This is a genomic window from Flavobacterium sp. (assembly GCF_052437795.1).
Classification (GTDB): domain Bacteria; phylum Bacteroidota; class Bacteroidia; order Flavobacteriales; family Flavobacteriaceae; genus Flavobacterium.
In genome coordinates this window covers 940670-956299 of the sequence record NZ_JBQVPA010000001.1, presented here as the reverse complement: position 1 = coordinate 956299, position 15630 = coordinate 940670, and the positions used below count along the sequence as shown (strand labels likewise).

At 38.2% G+C, this 15630-nt stretch carries 18 protein-coding genes; 4 read left to right on the top strand and 14 right to left on the bottom strand.

What is annotated here, in order from left to right; all coding sequences use genetic code 11:
• The first annotated feature begins 24 nt into the window (after positions 1 to 24).
• The 3 genes from ACT6R0_RS04680 to ACT6R0_RS04670 all read left to right on the top strand — a co-directional run bounded on the left by ACT6R0_RS04680 (position 25) and on the right by ACT6R0_RS04670 (position 1534).
• Positions 25 to 933: a hypothetical protein gene (locus tag ACT6R0_RS04680; RefSeq protein ID WP_444651746.1), complete on the top strand. Its 909-nt coding sequence runs from the start codon at positions 25 to 27 to the stop codon at positions 931 to 933.
• Between the two features lie 72 nt (positions 934 to 1005).
• Positions 1006 to 1206 carry a hypothetical protein gene (locus tag ACT6R0_RS04675; protein WP_444651744.1) on the top strand — a complete coding sequence of 67 codons (201 nt, stop codon included), beginning with the start codon at positions 1006 to 1008 and terminating at the stop codon, positions 1204 to 1206.
• A gap of 4 nt (positions 1207 to 1210) precedes the next feature.
• A complete protein-coding gene (locus ACT6R0_RS04670; protein WP_444651742.1) occupies positions 1211 to 1534 on the top strand; it encodes a helix-turn-helix domain-containing protein in 324 nt (107 codons plus the stop codon).
• Between the two features lie 21 nt (positions 1535 to 1555).
• Here the strand turns inward: ACT6R0_RS04670 and ACT6R0_RS04665 are convergent, their stop codons facing one another.
• The 3 genes from ACT6R0_RS04665 to ACT6R0_RS04655 all read right to left on the bottom strand — a co-directional run bounded on the left by ACT6R0_RS04665 (position 1556) and on the right by ACT6R0_RS04655 (position 2779).
• The gene (locus ACT6R0_RS04665) at positions 1556 to 2179 is read right to left on the bottom strand and encodes a recombinase family protein (protein WP_444651740.1); all 624 of its coding nucleotides are present in this window, start codon (positions 2177 to 2179) and stop codon (positions 1556 to 1558) included.
• Positions 2180 to 2182: 3 nt separating this feature from the next.
• Positions 2183 to 2359, bottom strand: a complete 177-nt coding sequence (locus ACT6R0_RS04660; protein WP_444651738.1) for a hypothetical protein — start codon at positions 2357 to 2359, stop codon at positions 2183 to 2185.
• Positions 2360 to 2431: 72 nt separating this feature from the next.
• The gene (locus ACT6R0_RS04655) at positions 2432 to 2779 is read right to left on the bottom strand and encodes a hypothetical protein (RefSeq protein ID WP_444651736.1); all 348 of its coding nucleotides are present in this window, start codon (positions 2777 to 2779) and stop codon (positions 2432 to 2434) included.
• A 376-nt stretch (positions 2780 to 3155) separates the two neighbouring features.
• Here ACT6R0_RS04655 and ACT6R0_RS04650 point away from each other — a divergent pair, with 376 nt between their 5' ends.
• Positions 3156 to 4241, top strand: a complete 1086-nt coding sequence (locus ACT6R0_RS04650; RefSeq protein WP_444651734.1) for a hypothetical protein — start codon at positions 3156 to 3158, stop codon at positions 4239 to 4241.
• 1 nt (position 4242) lies between these two features.
• Here the strand turns inward: ACT6R0_RS04650 and ACT6R0_RS04645 are convergent, their stop codons facing one another.
• From ACT6R0_RS04645 to ACT6R0_RS04595, 11 genes are all read right to left on the bottom strand, one after another.
• Positions 4243 to 4950 (bottom strand): sigma-70 family RNA polymerase sigma factor, encoded by a 708-nt coding sequence (locus ACT6R0_RS04645; protein ID WP_444651732.1) that lies wholly within the window; start codon positions 4948 to 4950, stop codon positions 4243 to 4245.
• A complete protein-coding gene (locus tag ACT6R0_RS04640; protein WP_444651730.1) occupies positions 4950 to 5435 on the bottom strand; it encodes an HNH endonuclease in 486 nt (161 codons plus the stop codon). The genes ACT6R0_RS04645 and ACT6R0_RS04640 overlap by 1 nt, the downstream gene beginning before the upstream one ends.
• A gap of 331 nt (positions 5436 to 5766) precedes the next feature.
• Positions 5767 to 9162: a hypothetical protein gene (locus tag ACT6R0_RS04635; protein WP_444651729.1), complete on the bottom strand. Its 3396-nt coding sequence runs from the start codon at positions 9160 to 9162 to the stop codon at positions 5767 to 5769.
• A gap of 22 nt (positions 9163 to 9184) precedes the next feature.
• Positions 9185 to 10741: a hypothetical protein gene (locus ACT6R0_RS04630; RefSeq protein ID WP_444651728.1), complete on the bottom strand. Its 1557-nt coding sequence runs from the start codon at positions 10739 to 10741 to the stop codon at positions 9185 to 9187.
• Positions 10741 to 11859: a hypothetical protein gene (locus tag ACT6R0_RS04625; protein ID WP_444651726.1), complete on the bottom strand. Its 1119-nt coding sequence runs from the start codon at positions 11857 to 11859 to the stop codon at positions 10741 to 10743. The genes ACT6R0_RS04630 and ACT6R0_RS04625 overlap by 1 nt, the downstream gene beginning before the upstream one ends.
• A complete protein-coding gene (locus ACT6R0_RS04620) occupies positions 11856 to 12323 on the bottom strand; it encodes a hypothetical protein (protein WP_444651725.1) in 468 nt (155 codons plus the stop codon). The genes ACT6R0_RS04625 and ACT6R0_RS04620 overlap by 4 nt, the downstream gene beginning before the upstream one ends.
• A 2-nt stretch (positions 12324 to 12325) precedes the next feature.
• Positions 12326 to 12727, bottom strand: a complete 402-nt coding sequence (locus ACT6R0_RS04615; RefSeq protein WP_444651723.1) for a hypothetical protein — start codon at positions 12725 to 12727, stop codon at positions 12326 to 12328.
• Positions 12727 to 13323, bottom strand: a complete 597-nt coding sequence (locus tag ACT6R0_RS04610) for a hypothetical protein (RefSeq protein WP_444651721.1) — start codon at positions 13321 to 13323, stop codon at positions 12727 to 12729. Before ACT6R0_RS04610 ends, ACT6R0_RS04615 begins: the two co-directional genes overlap by 1 nt.
• Positions 13311 to 14498, bottom strand: coding sequence for a terminase large subunit (locus ACT6R0_RS04605; RefSeq protein WP_444651720.1), 1188 nt, complete (start codon positions 14496 to 14498; stop codon positions 13311 to 13313). Before ACT6R0_RS04605 ends, ACT6R0_RS04610 begins: the two co-directional genes overlap by 13 nt.
• The gene (locus ACT6R0_RS04600; protein WP_444651718.1) at positions 14498 to 15052 is read right to left on the bottom strand and encodes a hypothetical protein; all 555 of its coding nucleotides are present in this window, start codon (positions 15050 to 15052) and stop codon (positions 14498 to 14500) included. The genes ACT6R0_RS04605 and ACT6R0_RS04600 overlap by 1 nt, the downstream gene beginning before the upstream one ends.
• A gap of 243 nt (positions 15053 to 15295) precedes the next feature.
• The gene (locus tag ACT6R0_RS04595) at positions 15296 to 15529 is read right to left on the bottom strand and encodes a hypothetical protein (protein WP_444651716.1); all 234 of its coding nucleotides are present in this window, start codon (positions 15527 to 15529) and stop codon (positions 15296 to 15298) included.
• Positions 15530 to 15630 lie beyond the last annotated feature (101 nt).

Here is a 15630-nt window from a genome sequence, read left to right as displayed (position 1 = left end):
ATTTGCACTATCAAAAAGTTTAATATGGACCCAGAACTATTAAAAAAAATCCAAAAAATTGCAGTAATCGCCGATAAGGTATCGAAGTTTGCAAAAATGGGTTCAATGGCAACCAAAGGTATTCTTATAAATAAAGAGATAACTAAATGGTCTAAAGATGGTCACAGAGTTCAAACTTTACTAAAAAGAGGTATGGAAAATGACTTGTCGGTGCAATTGAAAATGACAGAATTTTTAAAGTCGACGCCAGATTTCATCTCTCATTATGCATCCCAGAGCGATGCTGTTATGCCTAAGACAGCAGCTGTTAAATATTATGGTGGTGGTTTGGCAGAACCTATTGATTCAATAGGAAACTCAGGTAATATAATTTCACAAACAAAGAAGCTTAGTAAGTTTTATGGTGGTGGTTTGCCAACGGATATCCTTCATTATTATGATAATGGTAGTATAGGAAAGGACCTTAGGCATCTCGATTTTCTTGCAGAAGTTAGTCTCCAAGAGATTAAAATTAAGAAAAAAATCGAAACCAAGCTCATCGATGAAATCAAATCTGAAAATTTTGATTTAGACAGGGGATATAATGACCCAATCCTGAACATTGATGCATTTCAATATTTGAGCATGCAAAAGCATATAGACGCTTTAAATAGTGTAGTGCTTGCACAAATTGTCGAAGACCCCGTTCGTAGGAGACCTCCAGTGCTGGATTGGAGTTATTTGCGAGCTATTCTTGAGTTACTTGAATTAAATGAAGAAATAAAAGAGAGACAGAAGTTTATTGTTTTAGTAAAGTCGTTTAAGAAATTACTATGTTCTGTTTTTAGACAGTTTCAAATTAATAGAAGAGAAAGTTTTAGAAAAATAAATAGTATCATATTTAAGAATCTTGATGATTATCACTCTCTGGCTTTAACATCCGCAGGATATTAAAGCAAAGAGATAGGAGTTGCATTAATGTCCGAGTTTTAAAGACCTTCAAATTTAATTTTAAAACAGAGACAAATGTCAAAAGACGAATTTATAAAAGAAATCGATAGGGCTTTGGAAAACTTCCAAATGAGTCCAGAAATGAGAGAGTTCCTAACCAACTTGAAAAATAATCTTCCACTCACAGAAGCTGATAGGTTTAAGTCTTATACCGAGTGGATGGATAGAATTCTAATGACAATTAGCGTTGTGGTGGAATTTTCTAAATATACTTAGAAATATGGAAATAGGTGAAGTAATTAAAATGTTCATCAAAAACAGAAAAATGTCGCAAGCTGACGTGGCAAAAGCAATCGGCAAAAGCACGACAGCTTTATCGCAAATTATTAATGGCGTTTATAAGCCTCAATCTGATACACTCGAAGAACTTAGCAGAGTATTAAAAGTACCAGTTCCTGTTTTGCACTTCTTGAGTATTGATGAAGAAAGTGTCCCAGAAGAAAATAGACAGCTTTTTAGAGCCTTAGCTCCCAGCATGGAGCGATATATGCTTGATGTATTTAATACTGAACCAACAGACCTAGAATTAAAAAAAGCCCATTAGGGCTTTTTTTATGAACTATAATTACTTCTGTTTCTCCAGTATCAAATGTAGCTTCTTCACAACTCGTGGGTCAACCTCACAGGCCTTAGCAACATCCTTCTGTTTCATTTCAGGATAGTCCTGAATCATCTTCACTGCCTTTGGGTATTTCTTTAATACCGCATTGTCATTCTCTGTGGTGCCCTTTGGCCTACCGCCTGGCTTAAACTCATTCGCTAGTTTCTTGGCCGCTATGCCATCCTTTATCCTCTCTCTAATACTATCCCTCTCCATCTGAGAAATGCCGCTCATAACGGTTGTAATGAAGGAAAACATTTGGTTGGGTGTACCGTCCGCATTAAGGCTTTTTAAGCCATTAAGATTGTCCACATGAATATTCACCTTTCTATTATGTAATAGGTCAATGGTGGTCAGTATATCAAGCGTATTGCGTCCCAAGCGTGACAGGTCGGAAACGGATAGGTCACTGATTTCATCCATCAGGATTCTAAATAATAACTTCTTTCCTGCTGGTCGCTTATTAAATGGCACTGCTCCACTCACCCCTTTGTCAATGAATAGTTCTTCATCCTCATGCTGCTTTATCTCTTGCCTCAGCGTTGATTGGCTGTTTGTGCTGACACGTATATATCTCGCTTTTTTCATGGCTTAAAACGGCTTTAATGTGATTTGATAAATGCTATCTCTATATATCAACTCCCCTACTTTCATACCCAGCTTAAGGGCTTGCCTATAGGCATATTGGTAAATGTTTTTTTCTTGCGTTTCCCGATTGAAGATAATGTAATGTGTATCATTATCCACATACTTTTCTAATGGTCTCATGGTGCTTTGATTTTAAATTTTAATTGAGATAACCACCATCACCAAAGCACTAGCTTAAACCTCGATTAATATTTAAAATTCGTAATCTGAAATGTATTCAATATCCAAGTCAATCCTGTGTTGGAGTTCATCAAAATAGACATCAGTCACTTTCTTCTTTACAGTGTTATCTTGATTAAGAAGATAGTAAGTATAAGTGTCATTCCAACCAAGAGTGATAATCAGACAACCCGTATGATGATGGCCAGTAACCCAAAGGGCTAGTGCATCACCTGAATCCTTTTTCCTGTAATAGGAAATCTTTTCTACTCCCCAGCTGTACCAGACGTTTATGTTGGTTGCTTTTAGTAGATGTTCAGTTTCTGAAACATCAAATTGACGTTCCACTACTGTATCGAGAAAACTTTGTATATTTGTCATAAGTAAAATGTGTTAGGGGTTTCCTCTGATGCTTTGGAAGGGATGTTAGCGCATCCCTTTTTTATTTGGTGGTGGTCTCAATATTTCAATGTACTTGTGTTCCTCATTTGAACAAGTCAAAGATAGATAAATACATTTTAATACACAACTATTATTATGTATTTATTCAATAAATTATCCTAGTAAATACGTTGCTGTAATGTCATAAAATAAGATGCATAATAAGCTATAGTATTATCATGCATCTTTCTATTATAAGGAAAATCTATATTACAGGTTTATGGCTGCTGATTGGACTGTTGAGGTACGATGTTTTGTTTTTTGGGTCCGTATATTTTAGAGGGGAAATATTTATGGGGAATTTATATATTTGACTATGAAAAAGTCCGTAGGCAAGCCTCTAAATTGGCAAGATTTCGAATCTCTATGTAAAAAATTGTGGGGCGAAATTTGGCAAATTCCACATACCATCAAAAAAAATGGTCGCTCTGGGCAGAAACAGTGCGGTGTTGATGTATATGGTATTCCCAAGGGTAGCACCGAATTTTGGGGAATCCAGTGTAAAGGCAAAGATGATTATCTAAACACACAACTCACTACAAAGGAAGTCTTGAGGGAAATTAATGAGGCAAAATCCTTCAAGCCAAAACTTGAAAAGTTCGTAATAGTAACAACTGCAAGTAAGGACGTGAAAATTGAGGAATTTGTCAGATTGAAAAGTCTGGAAAATATCAGAGAAGCTTCATTCGAAATTTTATTGTACTGTTGGGAAGATATTGTTGATTTATTAGAAGAATACACCAACGTTTTAAATTGGTATCTTACTGGAATAAATCAAAGGAAAGGATATAGTATCAATATTTCCTTTAATGATTTTAACGAGCAATTGACCCTTCATCCAACATTCGTTAAAAATATCACGAAGTATCAACCTACTGACAAGTCCCATGAACAAATTTTATCCCAGCAATTCAAAAGTCAAATTAGGTTTGACCCATTTGACTTCACGGCATGTTTGTTTCCAAGAGGTACAAACAAGTCCTATGTTGATTTTGAGATTGTAATGGAGAATGATGGCGGTTCAGTAATTGAGAATTGGTATATAACTTTCAAATTTGTTTCGGGTGTAACCATGATTCACAAGGAGGATTTTCCAATAATTGATAAACATTTACCATTTATTGATATTGACAATGACTCCAAAATAATTACTTATAATCCTGTCAAAGATTCACCACTTATTCAAAAGACTAATCGGTATTTTAAAATTTCTTTACTTCCTGAATTAGATACAGCTAAGATAGTCGTAGAGTGGGAATTGATTGCTAGAGACTATAATCAGAACGGGAATTTTGAAATATTTGTTGAACCTAAATATCTCGAAAAATTAGAAATAGTAGAACTCCACATTGATGCTGAACCTGAAATTGACGAGGAACAGATTGATTATTGGCATGAATAGTCTAGTCCCGAAATTCAAAGGATTTTTTCAAATTTATAATTACACTCTTTATGATTTGACCCACTCTTACTTTTGATAGTCCTAATCTTGTAGATATTTCAAACTGGGTTCTTTTAATATGGTCGTTCAAGCCATAATACATTTCAATTATTTCTCTTTCCCTCGCCTTTAGTGTTTTTAAGGCCAAATGAATCTTTTCCCACATTTCTTTGTTGTTTTCATCATCCTCATTGTTATCTTCAAATTCAAATAGATTTACCTTTGTTGGTAGATGATATTTATTTTCCCTCGGCTCTTGTTCAAAATTTGGTGAATCTTCCAATTTATCATGCTTAAGCAGTTCTTTTAGCTTTCTCTCAGGGATTCTAATACTAGAGTTATTGTTGCTTATAAAAGACATTATCCTTCTTTTTATAACTACCCCAGCGAAGTAGCTAAGGGTAGCCCCACTTGATGGATTGTGATGATTCACCGCATCAATGAGTGCAATGTTTCCCTCGCATATCAGGTCATCAATTGTAAGTGACCCGTTTTTTGCAAGGTATTTCTCCAAGCCCTTTGCGTAGTGAATAACCAGTCTTAGATGGCTTGAAATAAGCCTCTCCTTTGCTCTCTCATCCCCAGCCTTGGCTCTTACCACCAAGGCGTTCTGTTCTTCTCTTGTAAGGGCTTTAATTGCCCCAACTTCCTTAAAATATGTCTGGTTCATTAGGCCACGTGATTCCAAGTCTTGCCCGTAATGATTGAGCTGATTGTTGATGCACTTACCTCGTAAAGGTCAGCAATTTGCTTTTGAGTAATTCCCATATCGGCAAGCCCTTTGATTGCCTTTACCAATCTCTCAGTAAGCTTTGACATACCATGTTTACTTCCCTTATGAGAACGGTTCTCAGCTATTGTCAGGTAACGGAGTGATACCAATCTATTATCTTGCTTTCCGTTCATGTGGTCAGATTCATATCCTTCTGGCTTCTCCCCGACAAAGGCTTCTAATACCAAGTGGTGGATATAGTTCTTTTTACTGTCAATCATCACGAATAGATAATCATTATCGTTCTGCCCATTGGTTAGCGGTGCTAGAACTTTCACCTTCCCGTTCTTGTAGTGGTGTCTTACTCTTCCTTGGTCTGACACTTCATAGTTTTGATTAGCTTTAATGGCTTTCCACTGTTCATTTACTGCATTCTTTTTCATCTTTCGTTAAACATCTTTTTCTCTTTCCCTCGGCTTTTCTTATTTTTGAGAGGGATTATTCTTTAGTAACCTTACCAACCAATATGGTAGGCTGTTTGGCTTGTCCAATTCGGCTTTTGCTTTCTTCTTAAGCTGGTAACACCTGAAAAGGAAATCATTCAATTCCTCATCCAAGTGCTTTTTATTATCATTCATATTTGTCCTTTTCTATAAATATGTAGCAGTTCTCGAAAAGACACCGTGAGGTTGGAAAAAAGTGTAAATTATTTTATTGAAAACAGAAAACCCCAGCATTTGCTAGGGTTCTCAGTAGAAAAAAATATTAAAAAAATTAAAGTGATGCTCCTGCTTCTACTTTTGCAACACTATATTGTGCTTCGGTAATATCCCTTATTGCAACTTGAGGTGAAGGCAATTGTAGGTTGGCCCTTCCTACCTCCGCACCAATTTTGCTCGCTAGAATATCATAGTCGATTTTCATACCTTGTCCTAGATTTTCAATTTGAGAATACCCTCCAACGATTCCTCCATTATTAAAGAAGCCTGGCACTCCAATACTTCTAAAGAATCTAGGGCCACCAGCACGCCTTTGTTGGTCAGAGTTCAAGATTACTTCACCTTGACGTACATAAGCAAGTGTATCATCACCATTGGTAAGTGGTAAAATGTTGCTACCATTATTGATTACTCCAGCTCTAAGTGTTGGAATCTCACCACCCTCGGCCTTTGATGGTATTGGGGTTGCTGTTATCTTCTTCACTGCTCCGAGACCAGAAGCTAATACCGTAGCAGTTGAAGCTACTTTTGCAATTGTTCCCATCGGCTCAGGTAGTGTCGATTTGGCTCTCCAAACCTCTGTTACCCCCTGATAGGTGTTGATGACACTTTGGCTTATACTTGCTGCTTTAGATGCGGCTGTATTCTCCCCAAGGAGTTGAGAGATTTGACCAAACATATTTGAGTATGCGGATAGCCTAGCGTTAAGGTTGGCATCCTCTATTTTCTTCTTCGCAATAGCGTGTTTTTGCTCAATCTTAGTGGTGTCGGCCCCTGTCTTTTCAGCTGCTAATAGTTCTGCTTGATAACGCTGGTCTTCTCTGTATAACTCTAGTTCAAGGTCACTCTGAAACTTTTCCTCATCAATTAATCTTTGGTTCTCAAGGTCGATGGCTTTCTGTTCCTTCTTGGCTTCATCCCTCGCTTTTTGAGCTTCCTCATTCTTGATACGGTTTTCTTCATTTATCTTGTCAACCGCTGCGTTATATTCCTGTTCATTGATAACCCCTTGGTCCTTTCTAACTAGTTGGAAATCCCTCTCGGCTTGTGCCAATTGATTGTTCAGGTCAAACGCTTTAAGTAGCTTTTCCTCAGAGAAAAAGGAATCATCCAACTTCTGATGCTCAAGACTTTTCTTCTTGTTATCCAATTCATCAGCGGCCAGTTGAACAGCTACCTCGGCTTGCTTCTTAGCGAAGGAATTGGTGATATTTAGCTTCTCAGCTTCATAAGCATCCTGCGATTTCTTTCCAGCTTTCCTTTCGGTCTCAAGAATCGCCAAACGCTTCTGCATCAGCTTCTCTTCGAATGACAGTCCATCAGCAAGCGATTTCTTTTTAATGTCCTGTTGAGCAATGAAAAGATTTAAGGCTTCTGTTTGCTTCTTAATCTCCGCATCAATAAGCTTTATCTTTTCATCAGTTGCCTTCTTCTGAGCATCGGCTGCAGCCTTGGAATTAGCACCAGCGTTCGGGTCCTTATCTGCGACAATAGTCTTCTCCTTTGCAGTTGAAGTCGTGGTTGAAGTTGTTGATGTAGATGCCTTAACCTGAACGTTTTTGCTTTTCAAATTTTCAAGCTTTTTATTTAGCTTATCAACATCTACACCAAGGAAATCCAGAACAGGTTGGATATTATTCACGATGGTTTTAATACCGTCAATGATTGTGTTTTTAATTTTAGCAAATGTGTTACTTACAATATTCAAAAGGCTCATAAAACCTTGCTTAATGGCATCAATCGCACCGCTAAAATCACCTTGAAATACCTTCTTGAAGAAGTTGATAAAGGTGCTTACGGTGTTCCCGATTACCTTGAACCCACCACCAATAAAATCAAATACAACACCTATCGTAGTTTTTAGACTTGCCCATGCATTAGAGAAAACAACACTAACAAAGTCAATTAGCGGCTGGATGTCCCTCTTAACATCGCTGATATATTCCAACATCGAAGCAAGCGCATCAACAGCCACGATTTTTATGTTGGTCCAGATGTCACCAAACCCATTTATTTCAAAAAGTTCGGACTGCGCTTTATTTAATCGTTCATTGGCATCAACTAATTCTAACTGATTCTTAGCTGTCTCATCAAGAGTTTTGTTAGCCGCCTTACCTACTACATCGAATAACTTCATTATTCCACCAATATCTTCTCCAGCAGAAGATGCGAGGTTTGAAGTAAGGGCAGCTTGTTGTTGCTGTGTTAATGAAACCTCAGTGCTTTTCTTTGCTATAGCGTCTAGAGCCTCCGCTGTAGTCTTTTCCCCTGTTCTAATCTGTTTCAGAATCTCATCTGAGAACGATGCTCCAAAGGCCGACACCAACGCATCCCTAGTCCCAGTAGCTTGTTCTTTAAGCTTTATATCAATTTCCTTAATGGCATCAACTGTCTTATCTGAAAATACACCTTCGGCATTTGATTGATTTATAATGTTCACAAACTCTTGTGCAGAATAACCAGCCTTCTGAAAAAGCTGGTCATATTCCCCTATGCTCTCAAGATATTGTTCGTTCATTGCCCCTCCGTTAGCAAGTCCCTCAGCTATAATCCTATTCGCCTCACTCATGGAAATTCCATAAGCTTTTGCTAGAGAATTCGCATTAGCAGCAATGTCTTTAAATTCTTTGTCGAAGGCTTCGGCTACCGCTGAGATTTCATTTCTAACATTAGAAAGTTCACTTGCGGTTACACCAAAAGCTTTCAGTTCCTTGTTGGCTTGTTGTAAGGAAAGATTATAGTCAACAATAGCTTTCATTGCACCAAATGCTGCTGTAACTACAGCTATCGCAGCACCGAGAGGCGTAGCGATAAAACCTACAGCCGCCTTCGTAACACCACCAATACCCGTTGCAAGTTGTGAGAACGATTGCTTCAATAGGTTGCCAGCCCCGCCAGCCTCCCTGCTTCTTGCAACAAATCCTGAAAGACCACCATTAAAAGGGTTTATTGCTCCGAAAGCTTCTTTGATGCTATCAGTATAGTTACCAATATTCATCTTCTGCTGTTCGAGAGCTGAGACGTTCTCCCTGATGAATTCGGTATTCTGGTCAATCTTCTTATTGATTGCTTCCAACGCTGCCCTACCTTCCTCAGTAGAAAGATTCAATTGATTCCTTACGATTCGTAATTGCTTATTATTCTCGGTCGCCTGGTCAATACTTTTAATCTCTGACCTCAAAGCTGTGTTGACAGCCTCAGTAGCATTTGCAGCATTTCTATTAGCTGCTTCTAACTGCTGAACAACATTTATTTGCCTGTTGTAGGACTGTTGAAGGTTGCGTAATTGTGCTGCTTGTTGAATGAATTGGGTGCTACTCCCCTCGCCTGCCTGCTGTAGTTCTCTTTGGCTGGCTTGTAATTGTTCAATAGATTTTTTGGTCTCACTCAGCTTGGTAAGTAAGGCGTTGGTGTCTATCGATAAACTTATTATTTCTATTTGTTGAGCCACTCATGTTTTATCAATTTTCGTGTTATGCCTCGAAGGGCGGTATCTTGACAAGCTCGACTTCAACGACCTTGTTCTTTTGCCAATTGCTTATCTTGTTTAGGAAGAAGCAAGAACCGAATTGTTCTAGATATATTCTCTTGAAGAAGTCCAATTGGTATATGTCGATTGTGGATATGTTCATCTTTACCTTGACAACTTCCATCGTGTTGAATAGGTTGTTTAGCTGGCCATAATGTCTATCAATGTAGTACTGCCAATCAATGTGATAGTTAGTACATACTCGGATAGGAACGGTCGCAGTATGAGTTGTTCCTAATGGCGATGAAAATGTAAATGCTACTCCAGCAGGTGATGGAAAACCTTGCAAGTACATCAATTGAAAAGGAATTTCTTTAGGTGAAAGCTCAGTACTTTCTTCATCCTTTGTGTTCTCAGAAACATCAAAAAGGAAGTGCCCAAACAATGAAAAATCAGGTGGGTGGAAAAATCTTCCATGCATTTCGTAAGCTGTTGCCCCCGTCAGTTCACCCCACGCCTTTGACTTCTGGAAGGTGCTTTCAAGAACTGTTGTTTCCCTTGGCAACAGCGCATTATCAATTTCAAATGACCCCTGTAACTGCTCAGCTGGAAAGAAGTAAGGAAACTTCTCATCAGCTACATCTTCACCATATTTGAAAAGGTTCTTTTGAGCATAACTACCTATCGAATACTTGCTGCTTACAATACTATCAACCTTATCAGACCAATCAACTACTTGGCTTGTGGAAAGCATATCTTCCATCCTCGTGAATGTTACTGTCTTAGTGAACTCGTTACACTTCACAACCAACCCGTATCTTTGCATAATCTCCCTTATGAATACGTCACACCCAACATCATGTACAAGTTGCTTTACATTGAAGGTGTCGCCATGATTCACAAATGGAAAGTGTGAGATGCCTTTCTTAGAAGGAATCACCAGCTTAGAGAAATCTTCGTCGGCCACCATTGGATATTCAACTACATAGCCTAGATTTTCAAATATTTGGTCCCAGATATACTTCACAAAGAAGTGAGGTGATGAGCGCATCACTTCCGTCGTAGTGAAAATACTTGGAGCGATGAATGAACTTGAGGTAGTATTCGCATTATACTGCGCCACAGGAAAACAAAATGTGGTTGTTCCTGTCGTATACTGCAATAGATTTGGTGCACTCCAAACAACATTTGTATCGGGAAAAATATCTTGAATTGAATATTGCTTCAACAGCTCAAATAAAGATTTCTCACTCCCGTAGATGTTCATGCTATAGCTTGTTGGTGATGTCTGTTCAATATTACAGTAGCCATTCACAACCAACGGTAAACTATCTTCAAACAGGTTCACATTGGTAAGGCTATAAGGTATTCTAGTTGCAGAACCATTAATACCCAAGTATTCCAATATCTTTGTATTACCAGCTGTTCTAGGCAACTCAAATTTATTTGTGTATGAAGTATTTGCTTTGCTTATATCGGCAATGTCATTGGCTTGAAGTGTAATTGCCACCTTTGCATCGGTTGCAAGCTCCAGCTCTTGACCATTTAAAAATATCTGCATTATTGGGTAATTGTGTTTACATTGGGCAGTGTTATTGTGGTCGAAAACTTATTCTTGTTGGTCTTGTTTTCTACAGGGAATTGCCCATCATTCAGAGTTACACCTATCCAATCATAGCGGTCCTGGACCTGCTGAAATGGAACTTGATGGGCATACATCCAAACAACTGGTGATATAGAAAGGTCACTCAAATACTCTGCTTCGGTCTTATCGAAAATTGTGTTTAGTTGAAGCGTTCTTCTTGCTGTCTTTCCAAGGATAAATGATGCTGAATTAAGATTCTGGAGGTTGTCGTAAGACCCCGCCAACTCATCAACTGTCTTTGGTATCAAGGTGTCTTTGAAAATGCTATCAAATAACCAATAGCTGTAGCTTCCCTCTGTATTAACCCACTTAAGGTAGATTCCGCATTGTGAATCTATCTTGTTTACTCTTACGTTTGCTTTGAATGACCCATTGACCCAAAGTTCCACGTGGTTCATCATGGAGCTAATGAATAGGGTATTTGTATTGGTGGTGTCAAAAGCGCCATCTGAAATGAATAACCTCACAGCATTATTTGTGGCGGCTGTGTAAATTGGAGTAGCATCATTGGTCGTGATGTTTTTGAGCTGGTAGGTGTCACCCTCGGCCAAGCCATTTACTGCAATATCAAACGGATAACCTTCGGTCATTTTTACCTGATAATCCAAATAGTTGTCACTTGGCAATAACACCTTTACATCACTTGGAAGCTCGGAAAGTCGTCTGTAATTTGGTAATTGCTCTACGCTCCTTTGGAAGTAATACATCTTGGTAATCACCTCAGATGTGACATTATTTTGAACTTCAATGTCAACCTCGAAGTTTCTCCCGATATTCTCATCAGCGTATGAAATTTCACCTGTTGAAAGGTCAGGAAAAATAGTATCTTCAAGCCGATTGGTATTTATCTTAGCGGTAATAATCCCTTTTAAATTGAAGGTAAAAATGCCATTCAACGGTACGGTTATAAAGCTATCACCCTCGATTGTGATGATTGCTTTGGTTGCCTCCGTGATGCTATCAGAACTGAACTGAATTATAGAATCATTGTAAGCAGGATTAATCGGTAAAAGGTCCTTTGAAAATATTATCATTGATGCTCATTAAAGCTTCTTGTTATTGTTGCTGTTACCTCTTGCACAAAGGCATTTGCGTTAAGCTGGCTAACCCTGTCAAGAATTCCTTGGATGCGTTCTGGTGTGATTACTTGGGAATAGACCTGTAGGTGTCTTTGCTTATCTGTTCCCTCTTTAGCAATCTTTCTAGCTATTAGAAAAGCCAGTGAACTTATGGAAAGCTTATCTTCTAATGGCTTGATTCCCTTAGCTTTTATCCAGTCTTCTATTGCCTTAATTGGTGGAGCCGTTCCACTACGCCTACCCGACAAATATGTAAATCCTTTTAGCACTGCTGTCAGGCCGTTATATTCAATTTGCAGCCCTCTTTCAAACTCTCCTGTAGTCTTTTTTCCACTACTAGAATACAATTGGAGGATGTCGGTTTTTATGCTTTCCATCTCCTCCTCAAGTATCTTCTTGTTCTCATCTTCACTCAGCATCTTTAATTTATTTGAATAGCTGAATAGTTGATTAGCAGACCGTCAAGGTTCTGGTCAAACAAGTTAATCACCTCGGTAGTTTTAAAGACCTTTAAATCAAAATCAGAACAAGCGAATGCTCCAATCAAAAGATTTCTAACATTAGAGAAAAGTGGCTTAATATACTGTTCATACTTGTCGCTATATTCATCATCGACATCGGAAGACATAACTAAGAACAGCTTTCCGCTGTACGAAAGGCTTTCATTCCCTGCATCACTGAATGTGCTGTCCGAGGTTATCGGTTCTACCATCATGTAGACTTTGCCGCTCTCAACATCGTCATAAAGGTTAAGATAGTCCTGACGGGCATATTCAAACACCCAGCCATTGTCATCAGCTATATTTTTTAAAAAATCATGCATTACTTATTCTTTCTGTTTCTCTCTTGGATGGCTCTGACATCCTGCATTATATCACCCTTGGTCTTATCCATCACTAGCTTGGTGAATACTTCCATAAAGGGTAGTTCTTGTATAGCTTTCCATTTTAGAATGTCTCCTCCAGCTAGGTTATCAATAGTGTTGACGATTCCAAATCTGGACATTCTTTCGCTCGCCTGGGCTTCAATCATTTCAATATCCTCATCCTCACTTTCCAACTCGTTTTGCATCATATTATCAACCTCAATAAGCTGCGTGAAAATTCCATTAACAATACTGTAAAATGGGATGATTGTAAATTGTAAGACGGTCTCTTTTGGTAGCTTTGTAACAATGCCAACCGCCTCGATGAGGCTTTGACCGCTGCCCTCTGTAAGAAGATTTCTAAGGATAAAGACTTCACCAAATTTTAATGACCTAACGGGCGTAACTTTTACAATGCCGAGGCTTTTATGTATCGGGTCCAATATCTCAGTAACTGGTGATAATAGTTCTAGTATTGGGAGATAATCATTGATGATACTTTCATCTTCTAACGTTAGAAAATCATATAATTTGTAATCAGTTATCTTCTCCATTTCAAACTGAATTTTTCGGTCTTTTTAGAGAACTTCATTCGAAAAATATATCTGAGTGCATCACAAGCATGGTCCACACCGTGGGGAACACTTAACGCCTTATCATTTTTATCTGTTTTCCAAACATATTGATATAGTTCTTTAATAAGGTTTTTCGACCTTGAAGTGACATGGAAGTAATTTTCTTGGACTATCCCAATACCATAAAGAACACTTCCCGCACCCTTGGTTACTGGAAGAACATTTATACCGTAACTTCTCAATTCTGCAATATTTTGGGGTGATGCAGAATCGCAGTAAATGATTGCATCATTTGCCCCGCTCTTCCTTATCTTGTCAGCCAAGTCTTTATTAAATAACTCACCTTCATAAATCACTTCATCAACAATCAACTTATCTTCATATCTCCATAGTGATACCATCGCCACAGGGTCAGGATTCCAACCGAAATCTAGTCCGCTGCCAATCAGTTCTGCTCCTTCTGGGACTTCATCGATTTCTTTCCAATCTTTGTAAATCCCTCCCGATTGAATCCCCAATTTTCCTAGTCCATATACTTTCCACTTATTGGCGTAATACTCTGATGATTTACCAAGTTCCTCCCATGATTCAATCTCTTTTACAATCTTTTCATTTAGGAAATCATTGTCTTTGTAGGTAAGTGTGAGGAAATCACAATCTACCTTTCCAAGTAGTTCAGTATGTACCCAAAATTCTGATTTAGGGTTAAAGTCAATAAGGGTAAGCATATTGGTTCTCATATGAAGTTGGGAAAATGACTCAAAGTCAATCTCGGTTCCCTCATTCACAAAGAGTACGTCTCTACGACTTCCAAGCTCGTCATCCGCACCAAAGAACTCAAACTTTGAATTTCCCAGCATATAGATGTTATTGGTAAGATTGTGGTTCTTCGGGTCATATAATCCCATCTTTTTTAAGATGTCAATGAAACCGTACTGACCTTGATAGGCACCACGCCTAAGTTTGTTAAGGTTCTTCCCTACAATGGAAATAACTAGTTCCCTTTTTTGAGCTATGTGAATTAGATATTGTAAAATACTTGTGGTTTTTGAGGCAGATGTGCCGCCACACAGGATTCTTAAGTTTTTCCTTAATTCAGCAATCTTTGTAAATGCTTTGGTGTGACCAATGCTCTCAACAGCTTCCTCTTGCATTAAAATCCATAATCACCTTCCTTATTATCATTTGTAAGTTCAATTACCTTTTTTGGAACTTCTACAAAATCTACGTTGATAATACTATCAATTAGCTGGGCCTGTTTTGAATCGGCTGCTTGAATTTGAATAATTGGTTGGTTGCTGGTGTGCTGGATTTCTGTAATTTTTTTTAATGAAAACTGGTCTGAGTAGACTCTTTCTGCGAGCCATCCCAATCTGTACCAGTTCTTGTCACCACCTGCTAAAATGTTATCTACGATATTTAGTTTCTGCTCTATTAGAGCCGTTTTAAAAAGGTCTAGAAACTCCTCCGCAACCTCATTATCTTTTGGGTCGGTTTTTCCTGCTGCCCAATTTCTCAATGTTCTAGTGGTTATATGGCAGTCTTTCTCTGGGATTTCCTTGTTCACAAGAAATACAAGTTCCTCTTGAGTAAGAAATGCAATTTTTCTTTCCTCAATCACTTTTGCTAGTGCTTCAACCCAAATTTTCATTTTAAAGGGGCGGCCTTGACCTGGCCTATTTTTTCTTGTTGGCTTCTCATTGTCCATTATTAATTATTTCATCTATATGGAAATAATAGTGCAAATCCTTTCAAAGTAAAGCCTGTTACAAATAAATGATGCCCGGGATCCCGGGCATCATTTATTTGTAGTGAATTTCAGTTATGTAAATCTCTTTATATTTAAGGATTTTGGGATTTGATTCGAGCTTTTTCTGAACATCAGCCAGTCTTTTTTTGGCCTCATTATAATTTGAATTGTCCCATCTCTTGAAGATAGCTTTTAAGAAATTCATTTTGTAACGAGGGTTTTAATCTCGGTGAGAAGTTCAATAATTTTCTCATCCTTATTACTCTCTTTTTGATATTTTTCCTCCCATAAGGCTGTGATTTTTACCACATCTTTAGAAAGTGTGTCCTTATCATCTTGTGCCTTCTCAAGTCTCTTTGCCAGCCAGTAAATTACTATACCCATTACGGCTACTACTGGGGCTTGTTGCAATAGCCATGTCGTTACTTCGGTCATTTCCAAATATTTTATTCTTCATTATCACAGGGGATTATTTCATCGGTTTCCTCATCCCTGCACGGAGGACACCATAAGATTTCTTCATATTCCAGTTCAGG

Coding starts and splice junctions, on each gene's coding strand:
- ACT6R0_RS04615 (WP_444651723.1), bottom strand. CDS start 12,727: ATGCATGATTTTTTAAAAAATATAGCTGATGACAATGGCTGGGTGTTT.
- ACT6R0_RS04655 (WP_444651736.1), bottom strand. CDS start 2,779: ATGACAAATATACAAAGTTTTCTCGATACAGTAGTGGAACGTCAATTT.
- ACT6R0_RS04670 (WP_444651742.1), top strand. CDS start 1,211: ATGGAAATAGGTGAAGTAATTAAAATGTTCATCAAAAACAGAAAAATG.
- ACT6R0_RS04650 (WP_444651734.1), top strand. CDS start 3,156: ATGAAAAAGTCCGTAGGCAAGCCTCTAAATTGGCAAGATTTCGAATCT.
- ACT6R0_RS04645 (WP_444651732.1), bottom strand. CDS start 4,950: ATGAACCAGACATATTTTAAGGAAGTTGGGGCAATTAAAGCCCTTACA.
- ACT6R0_RS04665 (WP_444651740.1), bottom strand. CDS start 2,179: ATGAAAAAAGCGAGATATATACGTGTCAGCACAAACAGCCAATCAACG.
- ACT6R0_RS04605 (WP_444651720.1), bottom strand. CDS start 14,498: ATGCAAGAGGAAGCTGTTGAGAGCATTGGTCACACCAAAGCATTTACA.
- ACT6R0_RS04595 (WP_444651716.1), bottom strand. CDS start 15,529: ATGACCGAAGTAACGACATGGCTATTGCAACAAGCCCCAGTAGTAGCC.
- ACT6R0_RS04625 (WP_444651726.1), bottom strand. CDS start 11,859: ATGATAATATTTTCAAAGGACCTTTTACCGATTAATCCTGCTTACAAT.
- ACT6R0_RS04600 (WP_444651718.1), bottom strand. CDS start 15,052: ATGGACAATGAGAAGCCAACAAGAAAAAATAGGCCAGGTCAAGGCCGC.
- ACT6R0_RS04640 (WP_444651730.1), bottom strand. CDS start 5,435: ATGAAAAAGAATGCAGTAAATGAACAGTGGAAAGCCATTAAAGCTAAT.
- ACT6R0_RS04610 (WP_444651721.1), bottom strand. CDS start 13,323: ATGGAGAAGATAACTGATTACAAATTATATGATTTTCTAACGTTAGAA.
- ACT6R0_RS04630 (WP_444651728.1), bottom strand. CDS start 10,741: ATGCAGATATTTTTAAATGGTCAAGAGCTGGAGCTTGCAACCGATGCA.
- ACT6R0_RS04675 (WP_444651744.1), top strand. CDS start 1,006: ATGTCAAAAGACGAATTTATAAAAGAAATCGATAGGGCTTTGGAAAAC.
- ACT6R0_RS04660 (WP_444651738.1), bottom strand. CDS start 2,359: ATGAGACCATTAGAAAAGTATGTGGATAATGATACACATTACATTATC.
- ACT6R0_RS04620 (WP_444651725.1), bottom strand. CDS start 12,323: ATGCTGAGTGAAGATGAGAACAAGAAGATACTTGAGGAGGAGATGGAA.
- ACT6R0_RS04680 (WP_444651746.1), top strand. CDS start 25: ATGGACCCAGAACTATTAAAAAAAATCCAAAAAATTGCAGTAATCGCC.